Raw genomic sequence first — 23,032 nt, 5'->3', positions numbered from 1 at the left:
ATATTTTCTCCCATGGAATTGCCCCTGCTGCATCTCGCCTTGGTGGGCACGCCAAACAGCGGCAAGACCTCGCTGTTCAATGCCCTGACCGGCAGCCGGCAGAAGGTCGCGAACTATCCGGGCGTCACCGTCGAGCGCAAGGAAGGCTTCTTCGTCACCCCGCTCGGCCGCCAGGTCTCCGTGGTCGACCTTCCCGGCACCTATTCGCTGCGCGGCCGCAGCCCGGACGAGGAGATCACCCGCGACTTCGTGCTCGGCAAGGCCTCCGGCGAGACGGTGCCCGATCTCGTGCTGTGCGTGGCCGACTCGACCAATCTGCGCCTGACCATCCGCCTGCTGCTCGAACTCAAGCGCACGGGACGGCCGATGATCCTCGTGCTCAACATGTTCGACATCGCGACGCGTCGCGGCATCGATGTGGACGTGGAGCGGCTCGCCAAGGAGCTCGGCGTGCCCGTGGTCACCTCGATCGCGGTGCGCAAGGGCGGCACGGCCGATCTGCTGGCTCTGACCGACGAGATTGCGGCAAAACTCGCCGCCGAACCGCAGGAGAACAACTGGCGCGCGCTCAGCGTCTCCGAGTTGCGCGCCACCCAGCGCGAGGCCGACCGCATCATTACCGATTGCGTCAGCCTGCCTGCTAGCCCCGACACCTGGACCGCCCGGATCGACGCGATCGTGCTGCATCCCGTCGGCGGCCTCATCGTGCTCGCGCTGATCCTGTTCGTGATGTTCCAGGCGGTGTTCGCCTGGGCGCAGCCGCTGATGGAGCTGCTCAACTCCGGCTTCGACGCGCTGGGCGAGCTCGTGCACAACACCCTCCCCGCCGGCCTGCTCCAGAGCTTCCTTCAGAACGGCGTCATCTCGGGCGTCGGCAGCGTCATCGTGTTCCTGCCGCAGATCATCATCATCTTCCTGTTCATCCTGCTCTTGGAAGATTTCGGTTACATGGCGCGCGCCGCGTTCCTGATGGACCGCATCATGGGCGGCGCCGGCCTGCACGGCCGCGCCTTCATTCCGCTGTTGTCGAGCTTTGCCTGCGCCATTCCCGGCATCATGGCAACGCGCGTCATCGACAACAAGCGCGACCGACTGACCACGATCCTGATCGCGCCGCTGATGACCTGCTCGGCGCGTATTCCGGTCTACACGCTGATCATCTCCGCCTTCATTCCGGCCAGGGACGTCTGGGGCTTCATCAACCTGCAAGGCCTCGTGATGTTCGGCCTCTATGCGGCCGGCATCACCAGCGCGCTTGTGGTCTCGTTCCTGATCAAATTCTTCATGCTGCGCGACTATGCGCCGGCGCCGTTCATGCTGGAGCTGCCGGACTACAAGATGCCGCGGCTGAAATCGATCGCGATCGGCATCTACACCCGCGCCAAGATGTTCTTGCAGCGCGCCGGCACCACGATCTTCTCGATGATGGTGCTGATCTGGTTCCTGGCCTCGTTTCCGCAGCCGCCGGTGGGCGCCACCGAGCCCGCGATCGACTTCAGCCTGGCGGCGATGATCGGCAAGGCGCTCGCGCCGCTGCTCGCGCCCGTCGGCTTCAACTGGCAGATCGCGGTCGCGCTGATCCCCGGCATGGCGGCGCGCGAGGTCGCGGTCGCAGCGCTCGGCACCGTCTATGCGATCGAGGGCGGCAAGGAGGCGGCCGAGCAGATCGGCCAGGTGCTGGCGACGAAATGGTCGCTCGCGACCGCCCTGTCGATGCTGGCCTGGTACATCTTCGCCCCGCAATGCGCCTCGACGCTGGCGGTGATCCGGCGCGAGACCGGAAGCTGGGCCTGGATGGCCGTGACCTTCACCTACATGCTGGTGCTGGCCTATGCGGCGAGCCTCGTGACCTACAATGTCTCGGTCGCGCTAGGGGCGGGCTAAAGCCCCTCCCAAAACAAAAACTGCGAAAACAACCCCATGCACAGTAGAGGGGGTCGTGAAATCAATGGCTTACGCGCGGGCAAAAATCATCCGACCGTAGATGGGGCAACTGGTCGAAATTCGGAAAATCAGTTGACCCGTCGGGCAAAACACCGGCATGATGGCATCGTCGGCCCGCGTCGGCGCCTCCGCGCACAGTTCAACCGCGCCTGGCTTTGCGCCCGCGCCCGCCCGGCTTTGCCGGCACGCTCTTTCCATACTTGGTCCACCACGCCGTCAGCGCCTCCATCGTCGGACCGAGCCCGCGCGCCTTTTCGGTGATCTCGTATTCGACCCGGAGCGGCACTTCCGCGAACACGGTGCGCGACACCAGGCCGTCCGCTTCGAGCTCGCGGAGCTGCGCCGTCAGCATGTGCTGCGTGATGCCGGGGATCGCCTTGCGCAGCTCCCCAAAGCGATAAATCCGCCGGTTGAGCAGCCACATGATTTCCAGCTTCCACTTGCCCGAGAGCAATGCGAATGCGCGCCGCATCTCCTCGTGCATGTTGAGCGCTTCATCGGCCATGGTCTGGTTTTCCATACTTGCTGCGGATTATTCATCCTACTTGCGAAATTCAGTCTTGCTCAGCATTTTCGATACGTGATGCAGGCGCGCCGATGAAGGTTGCGCATCCACGCGAAACCAACGAGACGATGGAGAGATTGCCGCGGCAACGGCGATCAACGAGACCTTATGGCTGCAATTTACACCTACTGGATCAGCACGGCGCTACTGTGCGTGCTGTATCTGATTTCTGCCTACACGTACCTCACCAAAGGAGTCCGGGTCCGGCAGGTCCTCGGGGAGCTCGGCTATCCGGCCTATCTCGTGCCATTCATGATCGTCGTGAAAGTGTTGGCTCCGGCTGCGATCCTGCTGCGCGTGAGCGTCGCACTCAGCGATCTCGCCTATGCCGGCATCTTCTATCACCTGCTGCTGGCCGGCCTCGCTTATGTCGGAGCCCGAAAGCCGAGCGGTGCAGTGCCCGCCGTGGTGGGCCGTGTCCTGTTGACCACCTCGTTCGTCATGCAGAACGCCGCGCGTGACGTTCCCTCGCCTTACGTGCAGGCGACGATGTTCTGACATTGTAGCCCGAATGGCGCCAACGGGTCGGTGCGACGCGCCGCCCCCAATGGCGCAATCCGGGATCTTCAACGCGGATGGATTCCCGGATTACGCTTGCGCTCCATCCCAGCTGCGAGCGCGGGCCGATTGACCCGTCGGGCAAAACACCGGCATGATGGCATCGTGGAAAGAAAGGCAAGATGCGGCCTCGGCGCGATGCTTGCGATCCCCTCGGAACTACGACCGCATTGATCTCGGTCAATGGTCCACCTCATCGGCCTGTCACGCTTTCTCCTCGTCCTGCAAAGGGAGAGAGCACATGACTGGACATGCCAAGCTGATCGGACTGTTCGTCACCGCCGCGCTGTTCACGGCAGCGCCTCTGTCGTTCCGCACCTCGCCGGTGGATGCGCTCGCCGTGTCCGTTGACACCGCCGAGGCCCGCGTCGGACGCCCGCTCACGCCCGGAAGCGTTGCTGGCGTCAATCGCAGGGTCCATCGGCGCGCCTACTATGGTGCAGCAGCGGCCGGAGCTGCAGCCTATGGTGCCTATGGCTATCGCCGGGCTTGTGGATATTACCCCTATCCGCCCTGCTATTGAGACGCGTGCGAGGCTCGTCGGATCGACGAACCTCGCGCTGGTTCGAGGGCCCGCAGGTCGTTGAGCCAGATCAATACCGGACCCATCTGCGGCGGCAGCGTCGAGGCCTGACCGCGAAGGACGGACCATGCATTCGCTGCTCAAGGAAATCCGGCACAGCCCGCTTCTGTGGATGCTGGTCGTCGTGCCGGTGGTGATCGCGCTCGAGCACGTCATGCCGGACGCGCATACGCTGCTGTTCGTGCTGGCCGTGATTGCCATCGTGCCGCTCGCGAGCCTGCTCAGCCACGCAACGGAGGCCGTGGCCGAGAAGACCGGTGATGCAGTCGGCGGGTTGTTGAATGCCACGCTTGGCAATCTCACGGAGCTCATCATCGCCGTCACGGCGTTGCAGGCCGGGCAATACATGCTGGTCAAAGCCTCGATCGCGGGTGCGATCGTGACCAACTCGCTCTTCATGCTGGGCGCATCGCTGTTTCTGGGCGGACTGAGGCATCGCGTGCAGGAGTACAACCGGGCGGGCGGCAGGCTTCATTCCGCGCTGCTGCTGATGGCCACGATCGCCCTGCTATCCCCTTCGGCCGTCGCCGACCTCAACTTTCCCGGACACGAGGCGACGGTGCGGCGCTTGAGCGTCGCCTTGGCGGTCCTGCTGATTGCGGCCTACGGTCTCAGCCTGCTGTTCTCGCTGAAGACGCACAAGGAGCTGTTTGCGAGCAGCGACCATGGCGAGAGCGGCGGCCCGGCGCTACCGGTTGCGGTCGCCGTTCCGACACTGGGGATTGTCACGGTGCTGGTTGCGCTCGTGAGCGAGATTTTCGTCGAGTCGGTGCAGAAGGCTGCGGAAACGCTCGGCATGACCCCCGCATTCGTCGGATTCATCGTGGTTGCCCTGGTCGGCGCTGCGGCCGAAATGGCCGTGGCGTTTTCCGCGGCACGCCGGAACCGGCTCGACATGAGCGTGAGCATCGCGCTCGGAAGCGCATCCCAGATCGCCTTGTTCGTCGCACCCGTTCTCGTGCTGCTGAGCTATTTCGTCGGCCCGCAGCCCATGGACCTTCAATTCTGGCCGGGAGCCGTGACCATGGTCATGATCGCCGCCGTGGTGACGAGCTTCATCACCAACGGCGGACAATCGGCCTGGTTCGTCGGTGCGCTCCTGCTCTGCATCTACGCGATCTTCGCGATGACGCTCTACATGGTCCCACCCGGCTCGCACGGCCCGGTCTAGGCTACGGCCGCTTCCACCCATCATTGCGAGGAGTCCTTGCAACGAAGCAATGAAGACCATCTCCGCGGAAACAGCCTGGCAACGGAGTGTAGGACGCCGTCGTCGCCCCCTGGCGACTAACGCGCGACCGGCTGCGAGCCGGTTGACCCGTCGGGGCAAAACACCGGCATGATGGCATCGTCGAGAGATTGCCAGGACAATCAAAGGGAGGCGGCACGAAGCGGCCTCCGGTCTCGTTTCCCTATCGGGAAACATACATGATGCCGTCACCTCACTCGACAGAACGCCGCGTTTGATTGGGTCGACGGCCCCGGCGCAATCCAGCGGCTGCTACGCTCCGCTATGATCGACCATGTCCAGGATCAAGCATTGCGAGCCAACGGGTCCGCGCGCAGCGCGGCCCGATGACGGGCTCCGCGAAGCAATCCAGACTGCCGCTGCGGGAAGATTCTGGATTGCTTCGCTGCGCTCGCAATGACGGCGTGGAAGCAGCCGCTACGGACGCGACGGTCGAGCCTTACCTGAAATAGCCCAGCACGAGATCGACATCCGCGCTGCCGGCCACCGTGCCGTTCAGCTCGGCGTCGATGACGCGGCGGCAGGCTTCGATCGCGGCGTGGTCGCCGAGGTCGTTGGCGGCTTCCAGCACGAGCCAGGCGACGTCGACCGACGCCTTGTCCGGCGCACCGCCGCCAAGATCGGCGGCCGGCGCCTTGTTGATCTTCTTGCGGACCGCGGTGCCGAATTGAGGCAACATTGCAGATACTCCCTTGTCCTCAGTGTACCTGTCAGTGAACTTGGAGCTCGGGCTGACGGCCCGCATCGGCACCCGCGCTGTTCTTGCGCGACTGGTAGAACTTCAAGATGCTGCGCGAGGTCTCGATCTTGAGGCGGCCGTACTCGCGCTCATTGTCCTGGAGCTCGCGCGCCGTGATCAGATGATCCTTGGCGCCGAGGAACAGCAGCGACATGGTCGTGTCCCAGGAGAAATCGAGCGCCTTGCACAGCACCAGGATCATCTCGCGGTTGCGGTCCATTAGCGCGCGCTCGATCACGTCGACCGGCAGCGCCGACAGCAGCGACAGGCCGATCTGCACCTCGTCGAAGCGGTGCTGGCGCGCATAGTTCGAGATCGAATCCTGGTTGAGGTTGCCCTGGCGGTACTGCGTCGTCACCACGCGCTTGGCGACGAAATAGCTGCGCGAGGACGGACCGAACTTGGACTGAAGGTCGCCGGTGACCTCGGTCACCGAGCTCTGGATCTGCGCCATCATCTCGGGCCGCTCGGTCTCGAGGCGGCGGCGAACGTCCTCCGAGGCCTTCGCGATCAGCTGCTGGAAGATGTGGCGCGGCACGTCCTTGCGCAGGCCGAGCTGCTCGGCGAGGATCGAGTCGCCCTCGGCGCGGCGCACCATGTGCAACAGGCCTGAGCCGGAGAAGCGCGCGCCCTCGTTTTTCGCAACTGAGGTCACGACCTCCTGGTTGCCGCGCTTGACCAGCACGTCGGTCACGGCCTCGCCGATCGACTGGCGCTGGGCGATCGCGAGCAGATGCGCCTGGCCCTTGGTCATGGCGCTCTCGACCAGCATCTTCTCGTCGATACGCGTGGAATCGCGCAGAATGGGACCGGCGACCTCGATCTCGTCGTCGAGCGCGAGCTTTGCGATGACGTTGAACGGGGCGTGGTCGCACGCCGACATCACCTCCGAGAGCTGCACCCGCGCGGCGACCTCGATTTCGTCGGCGAGCCGCCCGATGACCTCGCCGAACGTGCTGATCTCGTCATCGCTGTAGCGGCCGGTGATCAGGATGTCGGTCGCATGCCACAATGCCTTCGCCCGGCTTTCGTCGGTGCCGCGCGCGATCGCGTCGTCCAGATCCTGTAGAAGCGTCTTCGCCCCGTTCATCTCGATAACCCCAGTTCTTGGCGGATCCGTCCTGTCAGTGCTGGCAGGACGGCGAATTCCTCAGGACCGACGCTAGAGATCAAACGCGAGAATTCAGTAAAATCGGCAAATCAGTTTTGCCGACCAAAATTCATTCAAATGCGCGGGAATCGGTTTACCGGCGCGGAAGGTCTCGCTTCACCTCTCCCGGAGGGAGAGGTCGGATCGCATCGAAAGATGCGATCCGGGTGAGGGGTTATAGTCTCACCGAATGCTGCGGCCCCTCACCCGGATTGCACTGGACGATGCTTCGCATCGCCAGGCGCAATCCGACCTCTCCCCGCTGGGGAGAGGTGAAGACCGAGCCTGCGGCGAGCATCGTCTCACGGATTCTGCGGCGTCAGCACCAGCGGCGGTTTCGGCTTGGGCTTGGCGGGCGGCGGGCCCGGGGCGGGCTTCACGTCGATCGGCGGCGGCAACGGGGCAAGCTGCTGGCTTGCGAGCGGCGGGCTCGGCGCGGCGGGGGCGGCGTGCGGGGCTTTCGGCATCGGTGGTCCCTTTGACCTTGCCGGCGCGCGGCGCGGATCCGGCCCCGGCAGCGGCACATTGGCCGGCGCCTGCTCCGGCGCGGCATCGGGAGAGACCAGCGTCGGCAGTGCGGCGGTGGCGGGCGGCGGCTCTCCACGCTCGATCGCGTCGAGCCGGCGGGTCTCGCGGTCGATCGTGCGCACCGCGAGCCACGAGGACAGCGGCGCGAGATCGACGGTGCGGCTCAGCTTGTCGGGCGGGCCTGCCGCGAACAGCTGGATCTCAGGCGGGGCACCGGAGAGCCCGTTCATGATCGGCGTCAGGCTGGCGCGAATGTCGGCCTGGTCGGCGGGAATGTCGTAGCCGCCGGAGACGATGGCGCGGGCGTTCTTCGCTTCCAGCGGCGTCGCGCCGACGCGCAGGCGCCCATCGCGGATCGTGAACGGGATCTGCGCCGAGGCCACCGCGATCGGGCCTGCCGACAGCGCGGGCTCGACCAGCTGCCGTAGCCTGTTGTCGTCGCTAACCTGGCCGCCGTCGCTGGCGCGGATGGCGATCTCGAACGCGCGGGGATTGAGACCGGCAATCTCGGCGGAGTCGAGCGTCACGGTGCCGTTGCCGGCGAGCGCGCCGGTCAGCGCCGAGACGCTGCGGCCCTGGCTGGTCAGCGCCATCTGCACCGAGGCGCGTCCCTTGGGCAGCGCGAGGTCGCGGTAGCGCAGCGTCGCCGCATCGACATTGCTGAGATCGATGCGCGCATTCAACGCCAGGCCATTGGCGCCATCGCGCGCATCGAGACTTGCCGACATCTCGCCGCCGCCGATGCCGCCCTTGAGCGCATCGAGCGCGAGCGACTGGCCGTCGCCGCGGATCGTGCCCGCGAAGGGGCGCAGCTCGATGCCGCCAGGCAGCGTTCCGCGCAGCGCCTGGAAGGCGATGCGGCCGCGCCAGCCACCGATGAGCCCCGCATTCAGCGGCTCGCCGGCATCATGTCCGGCCGCTCCGATCGCCATCGCGAGCGTCGGCGCAAGATCGAGCGAATCGAGGCCCACCTCGCCATCGACACTCCTTTCCTGATCCAGCGTCACCGCAAGATGACCGCGCAGATGCGAGCCTGAAACGGTGCTGTCGAGATCGTCGAAGATCAGCCGATTGCCGGACAGGCCGACGCGCGCGGACAGGCTGACGCTCTGCGCTGATTTGCCGGCGGAGCTGGTTCCGAACAGCGGCGCCAGATTGGCATTGCGCACGCGCAGGTTCGCACTGCCCTTGGATGCCGACCAGTCAAAATTGCCTTGCGCATCCGCGTCCAGCCCGCCGCCGCTGAGCTTTGCACTCAATTGCAGCGGCTTCTGCCAGGTGCCAGTCAGCTTGCCTTCGAACTGCGAAGCGCCCTCACCTGCGGCCACGATGCGATCGAGACCGAGCAGGGCCAACAGCGCGCCGGCCTGCGGCGTCGATACTTTCGAATCGAGCGTGAAGTCGCTGTTGCGCAGGCGGTCGATGTCGATGCCGCTGACGGCGGCCACCGGCGTCTGCGCGGCCAGCGTCGCGGTCGCCTTGAGCTGCGGCGCATCGAGATCGAACACAACGCGGGCATTGCTGCGATCGGCATGCTCGGCGTTCTTGTCGAGGCTGAGGTCGAGCTTCAGGCGCGTCGCGCCGGGCAATGCCGGGATGGCATCGAAGCGCGCACGCACCGCGGGCGCAAATGGCTCGATCAGCGCGGTCAGCTCGCGCAGCGAATTCGCTGATGACTTCAGGGCGAGCTTGCCGGTGGCATTCTTGCGATCAAAACTGCCGTTCGCCTCCGTGGTCACGCCGCTGGCCTGGCCGAACCGCAACTGCTCCAGCGACAGCGACGCCGGGCCGTAGCCGAGCTTTGCCGCGAACGGCCGCAGCTCCTGGCCGGCGGAGGTGGCGCGGCCGATATCGAGCGAGAGCTTCGCCTCCTCCGGCCATTCGCCCTGCGGCCCGGCAAGCGCGCGCACAAAACTTGCGGCGGCGTCGAGGTCGAGACGGTCGGCCTTGAGCTCGGCGTCGATCCGCGAGCCCTTGCTGGCGCCGGTCTGGACGAAGGCAATGCGGCCCTCCACCGCGCCGCCCTCGATCTCGGCCTTCAGCCTGTCGATGGCGAGATGGTTGGCGGCAATCGTCACGTCGCCCGCAAGGCGCAGCGGCCGCGTGCTGCGGCGGTTGACCTCGCTGCGGCCCTGAAGCCAGGCCACCAGCGTGTCAGGATCGGACGACTCGACACTGAGGCGGCCGCTAAAGCTGTCGGCGCCGGGAGCTGCGCCGTTGAGCGAGAGCTGCGTCATGCCCGGCGCACGCAGCTCGAGCCGCTGGAAGGTCCAGGACCGTCCGTCGGTCTGAAGCTCGGCGCTGATGTTCTGGAGCGGACGGCCGCCGAGCATGATCTGGTCGGAGTTGAATTCGATCTGCGCCGGGATCGGCGCCTGCGGGATCGCGGCCAGCCCTGCGCGCAGCGCCGGCAGGACGCGCTGCGGATCGGCATCGTCCTTGGCAGCATCCTTGGCAGCATCCTTGGCCGTCAGCTTGTCGGCATCGACCTGCCGCGCCGAGAGCACCGCGCGCAGCAGCGGCGAGGCACCGAACTTGAGGTCGCCGACGCCGCCGAGCTTCAGCGCGGCGTCGTCCGTGCCGTAGCTGGCCTCGATCTGGTCGAATTTGGCGCCGGCCGGATCTGCCTTGAGCTTGGTCGTGAGCTTCCAGGGCATCGGCCCCGCCTCGCCCGCTTTCTTTGTCGCGGGCACCGCGAACGTCAGCGCGCCGTCGAATTTCGGCAAGCGGTTGTCGAAGGCGAGCACGCCTTCGAGATCCGCGAGGATGGCACGCTCGCCGGGATCGACGTTGAGGTGGAGACGCGTGGCGTTGCCGTCGGCGGTCGGGCCGGAGGAGATGCGGAATGGGTAGCGCACCCCATTTGCGGTGAAACGGCCGTCGCCGCGCACCGAGCCCGCGAGCGAGCGCACGTCGCCGGAAAAGGCGATGTCGCTCAGCTCCAGCGTCGAGCGGCTGGCGGCATCGTGCAGGGCGATGCGGCCGGTGAGATTGAGCCGCTCGATGGCGAGCGATGCGAGATTGAAGGCGCCGCTCGCAGTGGACGGCAAATCGACCCGCCCGCGCGCGTCCAGGCCGAGATCGACCGCCATGCCGCCGACCGAAAGCTCGGTGGCACGCCATTCACCGCGCATGAGGGGGCCCAGGCTGAACTCGACGTCGAGCTTGTCGGCGCGCAGCCGGCCGAGATCGTTGTTGCCACCGAAGGTGACCGAACGCAGCCGCAGCGTCGGCGCCGGCAACAGCCGCGCGTCGAGCGCGCCCGCCACCCGCACCGGCACGCCGATGATCCGGCTGGCCTCCGCCTCGAACTGGGGCCTGAACTGGTTCCAGTCGATGAAGTAAGGCCCGATCAGCGCGGCCAAAAGCGCAATGATGAAGGCAATCGCCAATCCGAGCAGCGTCGTCTGCACGGGTCTCCCCTCGGCCAAAACGGCGCCCGGACCAGACCTTGCCCTGGGAAGGCTTCAGGCGGGCCGGAACAGCCCCTTATATAGGGGGAAGTGTGGCGAAGTCACAGCGACTGTTGCGCACGGAGGTTAACGCTGAGCGCCCTCACCAGCTCGCCGGCAGCCGCGTCAGGCCGCGCAGCACGAAGGTCGGCCGCCACTGCGGGTTTACGACGTCGTCGATGCGCAAATCCGGCAGCCGGCGGAGCAGCGTCGCGATGGCGATCTCGGCCTCGATGCGCGCCAATTGGGCCCCCAGGCAGAAATGGATGCCGCCGCCGAACGACAGCGGCTTCACATTCTGGCGGGTGACATCCAGCCGGTCGGGCCGGTCAGGATAGACCGCCGGATCGCGGTTGGCCGAGCCGAGCAGGCAGAGCACGGTCTCGCCCTTGGGGATCTTCAAGCCGCCGAGATCGTCGATGTCCTCCAGCGCGACGCGCCCGGTCATCTGCACCGAGGAATCGTAGCGCAAAAATTCCTCGATCGCGCCCACCATCAGCTCGGGCCGCGCCTTCAGCAGCGCAAGCTGGTCCGGATTGCGGTGGAGCGCCAGGAGGCCGTTGCCGATCAGATTGACGGTGGTCTCGTGGCCGGCGCCGAACAAGAGGATGATGTTGGCGGTCAGCTCCTCATTGGTGAGCTTGTTGCCGTCCTCCTCGGCCTGCACGAGCTGGGTGATGAGATCGTCGCCGGGACTGCGGCGGCGCAGCTCGAACAGCTGCTGGAAATACATCTGCGCCATCAGGTTGCCGGCGTTGCCCTGGCTGATCTCCTCGGGCGAGAGCGGCACCGGGTCGAGCAGCCGCCCGCCGTCGCGCGAGCTCTTGTAGAAGGTCTCGCGGTGCTCCTCGGGGATGCCGAGCATGTCGCAGATGATGGTGACGGGCAGGCGGAAGGCGAAATCCTCGATCAGGTCCATGTGGCCGCGATCGATCACGGCGTCGATGGTCTGGTCGACGATCTCCTGGATGCGCGGCCGCATGTCCTCGACGCGGCGGGCGGTGAAGGCTTTCACGACCAGGCCGCGCAGGCGGGTGTGGTCGGGCGGATCGGCCTGCAGCATCCAGTGGCTCATGCTGCGGAACACCGGCTCGTCCATGATCTTTTCGCTATAGCGGCGCTTGGAGCGCTCGACGAAATCCTTGCCGAAACGCCTGTCGCGCAGCACGAGGCTGACATCGGCGTGGCGGCTGGTGACGAACTGGCCGAACGGCGTCACATGGATCGGATCCATCGTGCGCAGCCGGTCGTAATGCGGATAGGGATCGCGGATGAAGTCCGGCGACAGCGGGTTGAACAACGGATCGCCGTTCGCGCCTTGCACTTGCTCGTTCATGGTGACCTCAATCGGTTGCCGCATGACACGAATACGCAAGGCTGCCCGACAGCCCGGCGTAACCATCCCTTGGAATTTTCAACTCGATACATTGTTGTATCGAGTTGCATTCTGCCCTAAGCTGCCGGGATGTCAAGGGTGAGAACCAGGCCGACCAGGGACGATACGCGCGACAGGCTGTTCGAGGCGGCCGCGCGCGTGTTCGAGGAAGACGGCATCGGCGGCGCCAGCATCGAGGCGATCGCGGCCGCGGCGGGCTTCACCCGCGGCGCGTTCTATTCCAACTTCAGGAGCAAGGACGAATTGATCATCGCCATGCTCGAGGACCATGTCGAGCAGTCGATCCGCCGCAACCTCGACATCCTCGCGCAGCACGACAATCTCGACGATTTCATCGCGGCACTGAAGACGATGGACCGCAGCAGACAGGATCCGCTCGGCCGCTCGCCGCTGCTGCACATGGAGATGATCCTGTTCGTCGCCCGCGCCGAGAAGCGCCGCCCGGAACTTGCAAAACGCCTCCGCGCGCGGCGCAAGCTGATCGCCGACATCGTCGAGGCGACGTTGAAGAGCAACGGGCGGAATGACAGTCTGAACCCGCCCTGGATGGCCTCCGTCGTGCTCGCGCTCGAAGACGGTTTTCGCCTGCACCGGCTGATCGATCCCGAGACGACGCCGGCCGACAGCTTTCTGCGCGCGATCACGGATTTGCGACGGAGAACGGGGTTGGCGGCGGGCTGAAAGCGGCTGGAGAGTTGCAATGCCAATTCGTCGCTGGCGTGCAGTCGAGCACTGCCAAGCGCGATTCCAGGCCCTGCTCTCTATTTTCCCGCCCGCGAAACGGCTCTGGATTCACCACCCGCTCCGTCGGAGGCGACGAAGGCGCTTTGCCGGAACGGCGGATGGGCAGGCTGCGGCACCGACAATTCCTGGCAATACATTCGATCGATGTTGTGCTGCATGAGCGCATAACAATCGCATGCGACCTTCTCGAGCCGAGCACGATCGATTTTGATCAGCCCGCGCCGGTCGGATGGGACGGCGCCGGCCTCGCGTAGCTTGTTCATCGTCAGAGTCACGGTCGTGCGCCGCACCCCGAGCAATTGCGCGAGCGCCTCCTGGGTCACCGGAAGAGGGTCGTCGGGAACGCGGTCGTGAAGTTGCAGGAGCCACCGTGCCAAGCGGCCATCCACCCGGTGCAGCGCGTTGCAAGCGGCGACGTGCTGGAGCTGCAATAACAGCGCGCGGGCGTGGACCTGCACGACATTCCTGATGGCCGCGCTTTGTGCATAGGCAGCCCTGAATTTGGCGGCGGAGATCAGCGACGCCGTGCCGGCCATGCGAGCAATCGCGGTCACGGATGAAAGCGCCGGGCCGAGCACGGAAAACGAGGCCAAAGCCCCTTCCCGTCCCATCAAGGTGGTTGCGACCGATTGCCCGTCCGGCATGTCGAGCATGAAGGCGATTGCGCCGCTATGGGGAAAATAAACCGGGTCGAGTTCATCGCCCGACCGCACCAGGACGGCATCGGCTTCGAACGAGACCTTCTGGAAGTAGGGCGTCAGCAGAGCGAGATCCGCAGGCGGCAACGCCGCCAGCAGCCGATTCCCGGTGCCAGTGCGGTGGACGGTCGCGATGCTTTCCCGCGAACGAGCATTCAATGACCGACGGTATCCGTTGATTTCATCCACCATGATTATCCGAAATGCGACTGCCCCGACCAAACTCATCCAAACAGAGCCATCAGGCGAGATCAAGCGCGGATAATTGCGGAGAGCTGACTGCATTCCTCGCCGCGAAATAGCATCTTGCATACATCATACTATTTACGATCGTTGCCACCAGCGAGGTGCCCGCGAAGTAGGCTTCAGCTCGCGGCCGCCAGGTGCAGCGCCTTGCGCTAGCGGTCGCGCTTGCTCTTGTTCGTCGGCAACGGGCAATTGGTGCACACCCTGTCGTCGCACCTGCGGCAGATCGTAAAGCGGTCCAGCTCGGAGGTGTCCTGCCTTGCCAGCAGGTCATGGATCAGCGTTCCCAGCCGTTTGGTTTCAGCCGGCGACAACACATCTAGGAGTGACGCAACGGCCGAAATCCGGGACGCCATCAGATCATTCCGGGCCGCCGCGCCCGTGGCCGTCAGGTACAGGGCGATCTCGCGGCCGTCCTTTCCCGGCCTGCGTTCGACCAGCCGATCCGAAACCAGACGGTCCACCAAGCGTACGGTTCCGGAATGCGACAGGCCAAGGATCCGCCGGAGCTTGTCGTTGGTCATGCCCTGGCCGTAGCCGATGACGACGAGTGCCGCGGGCGTCTCGCCGCCGCGGCCTATGACCTCGCGCGCGCCCTGCTCGATACGATCCATGACGGCGAGCGAAAGCGCTCCCAGTAAATTCGCGATTCCGGTTTCCATGAACCGAACAATATGTGCGCTGCGCACAAAAAACAACTTGACCAAACATGTGCGCTACGCACATATTTGGTCAAGCGCAGACGATGACATGGAGGATGGCGATGAATGCCCGAGCCACCGAAGCTGCAAAGCCGAACACCGGCAGTGACCCCGTCCTGAAACACGTGCACGCCAATGGCCTGCGGTTCGCCTATCTCGAACAGGGGAGCGGACCGCTCGTCATGTTCATGCATGGCTTTCCCGACAACGCCTGGTCCTATCGGAAGCAATTGCAGGTCTTCGCGGATGCGGGCTATCGGGCCGTCTCGCCGTTCTTGCGGGGCTATGCGCCGACCGAGATCCCCGCCGACGGAGTGTTCGATCCCATCGCGCTCGGTCAGGATCTCGAAGCGCTCATCGCGGCGCTGAGCGACGACGGACAAGCACGGGTCGTCGGCATGGATTGGGGCGGCACTTCGACCTTTCAGGCACTGGCCACGGCGCCGTCGGCGATCAAAGCCGCCGTGGTCATGAACACCGCACACCCGATCACATTTTCAAGCATCAGGAGGGATCCGGACCTCGTCCGATCCGTCTTTCATGTCTATTTCTTCCAGATGCCCGGCGCCGAGTCGGCGGTGAACATCGAGGGACTCCCCTTCGTCGATTACCTCTGGAAGCTGTGGTCACCGACATTCAATGATGTCGAGCATCTCCGTTCGATCAAGCAGACGCTCAGCTCTCCCGGCACCATGGCGGCGGCGCTCAAATATTACGGGGGCCTGACCGATGCAGGACGTGCCGGCCGGCTGCCGATCAACGAGATGCATACGCCGACGCTGACGATCTATGGCAGCAACGATCCGACAGCGAGGTACTCGCTGAAGGAGGAGCCGCTCTTCAAGGGGCCGCACCAGCGGATTGTCCTGCCCGATGTTGGCCACTTCCCACACCTCGAGCGAGAGGCCGAAGTCACCGGCCTGATCATGGACTGGTTCAGGACGCACGCACCCGACTGAATGCACATTTTCATTGGAGTGAGCACGATGGACGCCAAGACACAGCAGCAATACGCCGAGACGTTTCGCGAGCTTCACAGGAAGGGCGATCCGCTCGTCCTGTTCAACGCCTGGGATGCCGCCACCGCCAAAGCGATCGCAAAGACCTCTCCGGCCATAGCGACCAGCAGCGGGGCGGTCGCGTCTGCGCTCGGGTATGCGGACGGAGAAAATGTCCCGCTCGATGTGGTCACCGGTCTGGTGTCGCGGATCACCGCGTCCGTGTCGGTCCCGGTCTCGATCGATCTGGAGGCAGGATATGGCGACAGCCCGGAGGCCGCCGCGAAGTCGGCGAGCGAGGTGGTGAAAGCCGGCGCCGTCGGCATCAACATCGAAGACGGACTATCGGGCGGAAAGCGGCAACTCGTCAGTCCCGAACGGCATGCAGCGAAGATCAAGGCGGTGCGGGATGTGGCGCAAGAATTGGGAATTCATCTCTTCATCAACGCGAGAACCGACCCGTTCCTGCTGAAATCAGGATCGCCGGATGAATGCCTGAATGAAGCGGCCAAGCGCGCGAAGGTCTATGCCGAGGCCGGCGCTGACGGGATTTTCGTACCCGGCCTCACCGACCTCGCCTACATCGAGAAGCTCGTCCAACTCACACCCTTGCCGGTCAATATCATGGTGACGCAAGGTGTTCCCGAAATCCGGGATCTTGCTCGAGTCGGCGTTCGGCGGGTGAGTCTTGGGCCGTGGCCCATGATGGCGGCGATGCGCATCATTGGACAGGCCGCGGCCTCGGTCGCCGCGAGCAAGCAATACGGCACGTTCCTGCAACCGAATGCCTGAGCCCGGACATTACCGGCCCAAAGCAGCGCCCTACGCCGACCGCTTCGCCGCGCCGCGGTCCGCCGACGCGCTGTCGAATCGGCCGAGCATCGCCCTCGCCTGCTCGGCGCAGTGCTCGATAACCCAGCGCTCGAAGGCGACGGGGGGGAGCGCGGGGGCGTAGAGGAAGCCTTGCACGACGTCGCAGCCGAGTTCGGCCAGCGTCCTGCGCTGGCCCTCGGTCTCGACGCCCTCGGCGACGACGGTCATGCCGAGGCCTTGGCCTACGCGCACCACCGCGGTGGCGATGGCGAGCGCGCCAGCGTCGTTCTCGATGTCGCGCATGAAACTGCGGTCGATCTTCAATTCGCGGATCGGCAGATGCACGAGCCGGCTGAGGCTGGAATAGCCGGTGCCGAAATCATCGACCGCGAGCCCGACGCCGAGCTCGCGGATCGCATTCATCGTCTCCAGCGCGGCAGCGCCGTCCTGCATGAACGCACCTTCGGTGATCTCGAGCATCAAGGCATCTGGCGGCAGCTCGTATTCGGCGAGGATGTCCTTGAGCCGCGCAGCCAGCGTGACGTGGCGGAAATTGATCGGCGACAGGTTCACCGACACACTGGGAATGTTGAGCCCGGCGCGGCGCCAGCTCGCCAGCTGCCGGCAGGCCTCGCGCACCGACCACAGGCCGATCTGCTCGATCAGGCCGCACTCCTCGGCAAGCGGAATGAACTTTGCCGGCGAGATGTCGCCGAGCACGGCATCGTGCCAGCGCGCCAGCGCCTCGACGCCGTGGATGGAGCCGTCGGAGCTGCGGATCTGCGGCTGATAGCTGAGGCTCAGCGCGCCTTCGGCGATGGCGCGGCGCAGCGCTGCGATCAGCGCCAGCCGCTGCTCGGCAAGTAGGTTCATCTCGGCGCTGAAGATGCGATGGGTCGAGCGCCCGGCCTGCTTGGCCATGTACATGGCGGCATCAGCCTGCTGCATCAAAGTATCGATGTCGGTGGCAAGATCGGGATAGAGGCTGATGCCGATGCTGGCCGACATCGGCATCAGCTTCGATCCAAGCTTTAAGGGCGCGGCGAGCGCTTCGGTGATGCCGGCCGCGACGCGCTCGGCGCTCTCGGCATTGCGTTGCGGCAGCAGGATGACGAATTCGTCGCCGCCGAGCCGTCCCAGCATGTCTTCGGGCCCGATCAGCTCGCGCAGCCGCTGCGCGAGCTGGACCAGCAGCTCGTCGCCGGCGGCATGACCGAGCGTGTCGTTGACGTCCTTGAAGTGATCGACGTCGAGGAAGGCGAGCGCGACGTGGCTGCCGGTCGGGCAGGCGTCGATCGCGGTGGTGATCAGGTGCCGCAGCTGCGCGCGGTTCGGCAGCCCGGTGAGGATGTCGTGATAGGCGAGCCGCGCGATCTCGGCGCGCGCCTCCTTGCGCTCGATCGCGAAGGCGCCGAGATTGACGCAGGCCTCGACGATGCGCCGGTGCCAGTTGCTCGGCGCGCGGGGCTCCCGATAATAGAAGGCGAAGGTCGCTATGACGCGGCCGTCCTTGGCCTTCACCGGGGTCGACCAGCAGGCCCGCAGGCCGATCGCGAGCGGCATCGCCTTGTAGGGCTGCCAGCGCGGATCGGTCTCGAGATCGGTCGCCAGCACCGGTTCGCCATAGAAGGCGGCGGTGCCGCAGGAGCCGACGTCGGGGCCGATGGCCACGCCGTCCAGCGCGCGGGAATAATCGTCGGGCAGGCTTGGGCCGCCGAGCGGATGGATCAGGCCGGCGGCATCGACGTGAAGCAGCGAACAGACGACGTCGGGCGCAATCTGCTCGACGCGGCGGCAGAGCCGGTCGGCGATCTCGCCGATCGGCACCTCGTCGGCGAGCGCGCCCATGATGAGTTGCTGGAGCGAGCGCAGCTGCTTGGTCTCGGTGATGTCCTCAAGCAGCGCGAAGATGTGCTTGACCCGGCCCTTCCTGTCGCGAAAGGCGTCAATCCGGGCGCCCACCCAGATCTCCTCGCCGTCCTTGGTGTAGATCAGGACCTCGACTTCACCGCCCGGACCGCCCCTGATGAGGCGCCGTCCGATCCTCGTCAGCGCCTTGCGGTTGGTGTGACGGCCGGCCAGCAGGTCGGTTGCGCGCCGCCCCTCAGCTTCCGCGGCGGAATAGCCGAACAACGACGTGAACGCCGCATTGGTGTAGCGGATGTCGAGCTCGGTGTCGGTAATGAGCACGGCGCGGTTGGTCTGATCCGAGACGGTGTCGAGCAGCGCGATGCGCGCGCGGCGTTCCGCTTCAGTGGTGACGTCGCGCGCGAACACGACGTGATGAGTCACGCCGCCGTTTGCAACGGACGAAAGCGAGATGGCGGTCCTGATCCGGCTGCCGTCATGCCGCGTGAGGCTGATCTCGTCGCGGAACTCCGCGATCGGGTCGGCGTGCAGGCATTTGAGAGTGAGCAGTTCGGCGTCGCGGCCGAGCACCTCAGCGCGCGCAAGCTTCCAGATCCGCTCCGCACCGGCGTTGAAATGCGTGATGCGACGCGCGCTGTCGACGATGATGATGGCATCGTCGGCGCGTTCGAGCGCAGCCAATAGTACGTCCGGCATTTCGGTCACTAGGCAATCGGAGGCAGACATCGTTGGAACCGGAGGGCATCGCAAGGTGCGGCAATCAACCGACGCTAGCGCTCCGATAGTGTGCAATATCTTTTTTGCATCCGGTCGCGTCCCACCAAGACGCGACGTGCTTAACGTTCCGCCAAGGAGACGACGGCAATGCGGTGCATGAGGAACCTGTCATGCACCTGTTTCGCTCTGAAGCTCGTGCAGCCGGCCGGCCACGGCCCGCACCTTGCGCGGCGCGGCCTGCCAGATCGAAAGCGCCGACAATCCGCTCACGATCATAGCGATTCCGAAGGCGAGCGTGTAGTCGCCGGCGCGATCGTAGAGAAAGCCGGTCACCCACGGACCGGCGGCACCGCCCGCCAGCGCGGCCAGCATGATCGTGCCAAAAATGCTGCCCTGGTGCCTGCCCTGAAAAATTTCGAACACCACCGCGCCCATGATCGAAGTGAGGCCGTAGCCGAGCGCGCCTTGCGTGAACACCATGATGTAGACCAGCCACAATGACGGCTGGAACTTCAGCGCCATCAGCGCCGCGAAGCAGATTGCAAAACCCGCACAGCTGATCGCCCACACCCATTCCCGCCCGATCCGGTCGGAGACATGGCCGAGCAGAATCTGGCCGGGAATACCGAGCAGGCTGACGATGCCGAGCGCCCACACCGCGACGCCAGGGCTGAAACCGATGTCGAGCAGGAACTTGGTCTGGTGCACCTGCACCGCGTACCAGATGTACAGGCCGCAGAAATAGCCGAGCGCGATCCACCAGAATCGTGCAGTTGCGACGGCGCGCTTCAGCGTCCATTCGGTGTGGGCCCAGACGGGATCGACGACGTTGGAGACGGGCTTTGCCGCTCCCGCGGCCGGAGCAGCATCGCCATCCGGCTGAAGGCCGATGTCCTGCGGACGCTTGCGCAGCAGCAGATTGATCGGCGCCAGCACGATCACGACGAGCAGTCCCATCGCGGTGCAGGCGGTGCGCCAGCCGGTCTGCTCGATCATGTGCTGCACCCATGGCAGCAACGTCACCGAGCCGATGCCGACGCCGGCAAACGCGATGCCGATGGCGAAGCCGCGTTTGCGGATGAACCAGTTCGGCAGGAACAGCGACTGGCCGGAATAACCGAGACACACTGAGCCGGCGCCGACCATGACGCCGATGGTGACATAGAGATGCCAGGGCGAGCTCGTGAGCGGTGCGAGCAGCAGGCCTCCACCCATCAGCACCACACCGAGCTCCATCACCGCGCGCGGGCCGGCGCGGTCCATCAGGCGGCCGATCAGCGGGCTGACCACGCCCGAGGCCACGAAGCCGAAGGAGAAGGCGCCCGCGGTGATGCCGCGCTCCCAGCCGAATTCGGAGATGATGGGCGGAAAGAACAATGAAAAGGCGGTGCGCGCGTTGACGCCAATGGCCATGGTGACGAAGGTCACGGCGACCACGACCCAGCCGTAGAAGAATGGAAGCCGCATGTTATTTTTATTTCATCCCTGGACGGTCCTTCGGACCATCTCGTGAAATCCGGGTCAAGCGCTTTTCATGCATGCCCGCTGAGCGACAGCGCGGTCGCATTTGAGAGCGGCCCTGCGTCCATCCTTCGAGGCGCGCGCTCAGGCGGCGTCGCGCCGTGAGCGCTTGGCGGGCGCGTCGAACAGGATCCGCTCGATCGGCTGCGGACGGCCGAACAGATAGCCTTGCGCAAAATTGACGCCGAGCGCCTTCAGCCGCTCGAACTCCTCGCGGGTCTCGACGCCTTCCGCGGTGACCGACATGTCCAGCCCGCGCGCCAGCGTCACGATCGAGGAGATGATGGCGGAGCTGCGCGGCTGATTCGTGAGGTTGCGAATGAACGACTTGTCGATCTTGATCTTGTCGAACGGGAACGCAGTCAGATAGCTGAGCGAGGAATAGCCGGTGCCGAAATCGTCGAGCGCGAGCTCGATGCCGAGATGCTTCAGCCGCTCCATGAAGGCGTGGTTCTCGGTGCCGCGCTCCAGCAGCACGGATTCCGTGATCTCGATTTCCAGCCGCTGCGGCGGCAGACCGGAATCTGCGAGCGCCGCCGAGATCATCTCGAACAGCTCCGCCTCCTTGAACTGGATCGGCGACAGGTTGACGGCAACCATCAGATCGGGCGGCCAGTTGGCGGCGTCAGCGCAGGCGCGGCGCAGCACGAATTCGCCGAGCGGCACGATCAGTCCGGTCTCCTCGGCGAGCGAAATGAACTGGTCCGGCGGGATCAGTCCGCGCGTCGGATGCCGCCAGCGCACCAGCGCCTCGAAGCCGCGCCGCACGCCGCTGAGGGCATCGACGAACGGCTGGTAGTGCACCTCGAGCTGACACTGCGCGATGGCGTCGCGCAAGTCGCCTTCCAGCGTGTTGCGCGCCTCGAGCTCGGCCGACATCGCCTCGTCATAGATGGTAAAGCAGTTGCGGCCCGCCGATTTCGAGCGGTAGAGCGCGAGGTCCGCTTTCTTCAACAGCTGTTCCTGATCGCTGCCGTGATCGGGCGCGATCGCGATGCCGATGCTGGTGCCGATCTCGACGCGATGCCCTGGCAGCAGGAAGGGTTCGGCCACCAGCTTGGCGATCCGTCCCGCCAATTCGGTCGAGCAGGCGCGCTGATCCTGACACCGCTCCTGGATGATGGCGAATTCGTCGCCGCCGAGCCGCGCCAGCACGTCATTGGCGCGCACTGCGGATTTCAGCCGCTGCGCCACCTGGCGCAGCAGCGCATCGCCGGCACCATGGCCGAGGGAATCGTTGACGTTCTTGAAGCGGTCGAGGTCGAGCATCAGAATGGAGAAGTTGGGGCCATCGTTCTTCAACCGGCCATTGAGCTCGTCGAGCCGGGCGAGGAAGAAGGCGCGGTTCGGCAGGCCGGTCAGGATGTCGGTCTGGGCGAGCTCGAGCACCCGCCGGTTCGCAAGCGACAGCCGGCGTGAATTGCGGCTGGCGAGCATGAGATAGGTCGACAGCGACAGCGTCAACAGCATGCCGACGATGAGGACTGCGGCGGCGCGATCGTAGGACGTCTCCAGTGAACCGCCCGCTGACGGCATGGCGCGCACCTGCCAATCGGTATCGCCGATCTTGAGAGTGCCCGACCAGTGCAGGGTGCGTTCGACATCGCGAATCGACCGTGGCGCCTTTGCAGCCGACGAATAATCCGGCTGCGTTTGCTCCAGGCTGACGATCTGCCCCGTGAAGGGCGGATAGACATTCACGCTGACGGCGGGGCTTGCTCCGGTCGTCACGCGAATGGTCTGGATCAGCAGCGGCAGGTCGAAGATGCCGACGACGAAGCCGGCGAGATTGCGGCGGCGGTCCGCGACGGTCTCGCGCGAGGTTCCCTTGGCGTAGACGGGAATGGCGACGAGGACGTCGGGCAGCTGGCCGCCCTCCTTCGGCTCGTAGAGGCGGGTGCGAATGGCAGCCAACCGATCGTTGTCGCGCGCGCGTTCCAGGACTGCGCGGCGCTCCGGCACCGTCGAATAGTCCATGCCGTAGACCGAAGACGTCTTCGGCTGGGTCGAGTAGAACACCGGAAAATACTCGTCGCTCTGCGGTGCGGTCACAAAGCCTTTGTCCTGGAGCGCCTTGATGCGATAGCCGGACACGCCGTCGGTGATCGCCGCAGCCTCGTAGTCGGTGCGCTCCTTGCGGTTGACGCGCGGCAGCCAGGCGATGCGAAGCATGCCGGGATGGCGCTCGAACAGCCGGGCGCTGAAGGTCTCGAATTCGCTGCGGGTGATTTCCTCGTTGGTCGATTCGAACAGCGTGCGCAGCGCGACGAGCCTGGAGATATACTCGTTCATGCCGTTCTGCATGACGATCGCTTCGGTTTCGGCCGCGTTCTCGAACTCGATCTTGTTAACGCGGTCCTCCCATCGCGCCACGGCGGCCGCGCCGACCAGCGAGAACAAGACACCGACGCCGACCGCGACGAGCGCCGGACGATACAGCCCGAGCAGCGGCGCGGCACGCCACCGTCCGGTCATGCGTTTCCGATCCTGATCGTTCTGATCGCGGTCGCCCATCCTGAAACCGCCCCGTCCCCTCTTCGCGACGCACCGAACCTCTGGTT

The 23,032-nt window shown here is 65.3% G+C and carries 17 protein-coding genes; 7 read left to right on the top strand and 10 right to left on the bottom strand.

Going from position 1 to position 23,032, the window contains the following annotated elements:
• The first annotated feature begins 12 nt into the window (after nt 1–12).
• On the top strand, nt 13–1,884 hold the full coding sequence (gene feoB, locus ACR9YP_RS14770) for a ferrous iron transporter B (protein WP_474220237.1): 1,872 nt from the start codon (nt 13–15) through the stop codon (nt 1,882–1,884).
• Nucleotides 1,885–2,083: 199 nt separating this feature from the next.
• On the opposite strand, the gene ACR9YP_RS14765 is transcribed toward feoB, so the two are convergent.
• The gene (locus tag ACR9YP_RS14765) at nt 2,084–2,464 is read right to left on the bottom strand and encodes a winged helix-turn-helix transcriptional regulator (protein ID WP_438106071.1); all 381 of its coding nucleotides are present in this window, start codon (nt 2,462–2,464) and stop codon (nt 2,084–2,086) included.
• 153 nt (nt 2,465–2,617) lie between these two features.
• Here ACR9YP_RS14765 and ACR9YP_RS14760 point away from each other — a divergent pair, with 153 nt between their 5' ends.
• The 3 genes from ACR9YP_RS14760 to cax all read left to right on the top strand — a co-directional run bounded on the left by ACR9YP_RS14760 (nt 2,618) and on the right by cax (nt 4,821).
• Complete coding sequence (locus ACR9YP_RS14760) at nt 2,618–3,007, top strand: DoxX family protein (RefSeq protein ID WP_438106070.1); 390 nt, start codon at nt 2,618–2,620, stop codon at nt 3,005–3,007.
• 301 nt (nt 3,008–3,308) lie between these two features.
• Nucleotides 3,309–3,590, top strand: coding sequence for a hypothetical protein (locus tag ACR9YP_RS14755; RefSeq protein WP_128937720.1), 282 nt, complete (start codon nt 3,309–3,311; stop codon nt 3,588–3,590).
• A 127-nt stretch (nt 3,591–3,717) separates the two neighbouring features.
• Nucleotides 3,718–4,821 (top strand): calcium/proton exchanger, encoded by a 1,104-nt coding sequence (gene cax / locus ACR9YP_RS14750; protein ID WP_438106068.1) that lies wholly within the window; start codon nt 3,718–3,720, stop codon nt 4,819–4,821.
• Nucleotides 4,822–5,338: 517 nt separating this feature from the next.
• Here cax and ACR9YP_RS14745 read toward each other — a convergent pair.
• The 4 genes from ACR9YP_RS14745 to ACR9YP_RS14730 form a co-directional block, all read right to left on the bottom strand.
• The gene (locus ACR9YP_RS14745) at nt 5,339–5,578 is read right to left on the bottom strand and encodes a hypothetical protein (protein ID WP_130220842.1); all 240 of its coding nucleotides are present in this window, start codon (nt 5,576–5,578) and stop codon (nt 5,339–5,341) included.
• A 31-nt stretch (nt 5,579–5,609) separates the two neighbouring features.
• A complete protein-coding gene (locus ACR9YP_RS14740) occupies nt 5,610–6,728 on the bottom strand; it encodes a DUF2336 domain-containing protein (RefSeq protein WP_176945292.1) in 1,119 nt (372 codons plus the stop codon).
• 362 nt (nt 6,729–7,090) lie between these two features.
• Complete coding sequence (locus ACR9YP_RS14735) at nt 7,091–10,729, bottom strand: AsmA family protein (RefSeq protein ID WP_474220235.1); 3,639 nt, start codon at nt 10,727–10,729, stop codon at nt 7,091–7,093.
• Between the two features lie 142 nt (nt 10,730–10,871).
• Nucleotides 10,872–12,104, bottom strand: coding sequence for a cytochrome P450 (locus ACR9YP_RS14730; protein WP_438106065.1), 1,233 nt, complete (start codon nt 12,102–12,104; stop codon nt 10,872–10,874).
• A 129-nt stretch (nt 12,105–12,233) separates the two neighbouring features.
• Here ACR9YP_RS14730 and ACR9YP_RS14725 point away from each other — a divergent pair, with 129 nt between their 5' ends.
• On the top strand, nt 12,234–12,845 hold the full coding sequence (locus tag ACR9YP_RS14725) for a TetR/AcrR family transcriptional regulator (RefSeq protein ID WP_474220230.1): 612 nt from the start codon (nt 12,234–12,236) through the stop codon (nt 12,843–12,845).
• An 80-nt stretch (nt 12,846–12,925) separates the two neighbouring features.
• Here the strand turns inward: ACR9YP_RS14725 and ACR9YP_RS14720 are convergent, their stop codons facing one another.
• The gene (locus ACR9YP_RS14720) at nt 12,926–13,765 is read right to left on the bottom strand and encodes a Crp/Fnr family transcriptional regulator (protein WP_438110601.1); all 840 of its coding nucleotides are present in this window, start codon (nt 13,763–13,765) and stop codon (nt 12,926–12,928) included.
• A gap of 239 nt (nt 13,766–14,004) precedes the next feature.
• Nucleotides 14,005–14,559 carry a MarR family winged helix-turn-helix transcriptional regulator gene (locus ACR9YP_RS14715; RefSeq protein WP_474220227.1) on the bottom strand — a complete coding sequence of 185 codons (555 nt, stop codon included), beginning with the start codon at nt 14,557–14,559 and terminating at the stop codon, nt 14,005–14,007.
• A gap of 56 nt (nt 14,560–14,615) precedes the next feature.
• Between ACR9YP_RS14715 and ACR9YP_RS14710 the strand changes: the two genes are divergently transcribed.
• Together ACR9YP_RS14710 and ACR9YP_RS14705 are read left to right on the top strand one after the other, a co-directional pair.
• Nucleotides 14,616–15,512 (top strand): alpha/beta fold hydrolase, encoded by an 897-nt coding sequence (locus ACR9YP_RS14710; RefSeq protein ID WP_438106063.1) that lies wholly within the window; start codon nt 14,616–14,618, stop codon nt 15,510–15,512.
• Nucleotides 15,513–15,539: 27 nt separating this feature from the next.
• Complete coding sequence (locus tag ACR9YP_RS14705) at nt 15,540–16,343, top strand: isocitrate lyase/PEP mutase family protein (protein WP_438106061.1); 804 nt, start codon at nt 15,540–15,542, stop codon at nt 16,341–16,343.
• Between the two features lie 30 nt (nt 16,344–16,373).
• Here the strand turns inward: ACR9YP_RS14705 and ACR9YP_RS14700 are convergent, their stop codons facing one another.
• The 3 genes from ACR9YP_RS14700 to ACR9YP_RS14690 form a co-directional block, all read right to left on the bottom strand.
• A complete protein-coding gene (locus ACR9YP_RS14700; RefSeq protein ID WP_474220223.1) occupies nt 16,374–18,959 on the bottom strand; it encodes an EAL domain-containing protein in 2,586 nt (861 codons plus the stop codon).
• A 159-nt stretch (nt 18,960–19,118) separates the two neighbouring features.
• On the bottom strand, nt 19,119–20,417 hold the full coding sequence (locus tag ACR9YP_RS14695; RefSeq protein ID WP_438106057.1) for an MFS transporter: 1,299 nt from the start codon (nt 20,415–20,417) through the stop codon (nt 19,119–19,121).
• A 138-nt stretch (nt 20,418–20,555) separates the two neighbouring features.
• Nucleotides 20,556–22,946 carry a bifunctional diguanylate cyclase/phosphodiesterase gene (locus ACR9YP_RS14690; RefSeq protein WP_474220222.1) on the bottom strand — a complete coding sequence of 797 codons (2,391 nt, stop codon included), beginning with the start codon at nt 22,944–22,946 and terminating at the stop codon, nt 20,556–20,558.
• Nucleotides 22,947–23,032: the final 86 nt, after the last annotated feature.

It is taken from the genome of Bradyrhizobium sp. BR14999 (assembly GCF_056106085.1).
Note: the sequence above shows the minus strand (reverse complement) of the source record. Positions and strands in the feature narration are given on the sequence as shown.

Bases quoted from the DNA above. Each gene is read 5' to 3' on its own strand.
- feoB (WP_474220237.1), top strand. From the start codon at position 13: ATGGAATTGCCCCTGCTGCATCTCGCCTTGGTGGGCACGCCAAACAGC.
- ACR9YP_RS14755 (WP_128937720.1), top strand. From the start codon at position 3,309: ATGACTGGACATGCCAAGCTGATCGGACTGTTCGTCACCGCCGCGCTG.
- ACR9YP_RS14730 (WP_438106065.1), bottom strand. From the start codon at position 12,104: ATGAACGAGCAAGTGCAAGGCGCGAACGGCGATCCGTTGTTCAACCCG.
- ACR9YP_RS14745 (WP_130220842.1), bottom strand. From the start codon at position 5,578: ATGTTGCCTCAATTCGGCACCGCGGTCCGCAAGAAGATCAACAAGGCG.
- ACR9YP_RS14700 (WP_474220223.1), bottom strand. From the start codon at position 18,959: ATGTCTGCCTCCGATTGCCTAGTGACCGAAATGCCGGACGTACTATTG.
- ACR9YP_RS14710 (WP_438106063.1), top strand. From the start codon at position 14,616: ATGAATGCCCGAGCCACCGAAGCTGCAAAGCCGAACACCGGCAGTGAC.
- ACR9YP_RS14705 (WP_438106061.1), top strand. From the start codon at position 15,540: ATGGACGCCAAGACACAGCAGCAATACGCCGAGACGTTTCGCGAGCTT.
- ACR9YP_RS14725 (WP_474220230.1), top strand. From the start codon at position 12,234: ATGTCAAGGGTGAGAACCAGGCCGACCAGGGACGATACGCGCGACAGG.
- ACR9YP_RS14760 (WP_438106070.1), top strand. From the start codon at position 2,618: ATGGCTGCAATTTACACCTACTGGATCAGCACGGCGCTACTGTGCGTG.
- ACR9YP_RS14765 (WP_438106071.1), bottom strand. From the start codon at position 2,464: ATGGAAAACCAGACCATGGCCGATGAAGCGCTCAACATGCACGAGGAG.
- ACR9YP_RS14690 (WP_474220222.1), bottom strand. From the start codon at position 22,946: ATGACCGGACGGTGGCGTGCCGCGCCGCTGCTCGGGCTGTATCGTCCG.
- cax (WP_438106068.1), top strand. From the start codon at position 3,718: ATGCATTCGCTGCTCAAGGAAATCCGGCACAGCCCGCTTCTGTGGATG.
- ACR9YP_RS14740 (WP_176945292.1), bottom strand. From the start codon at position 6,728: ATGAACGGGGCGAAGACGCTTCTACAGGATCTGGACGACGCGATCGCG.
- ACR9YP_RS14695 (WP_438106057.1), bottom strand. From the start codon at position 20,417: ATGCGGCTTCCATTCTTCTACGGCTGGGTCGTGGTCGCCGTGACCTTC.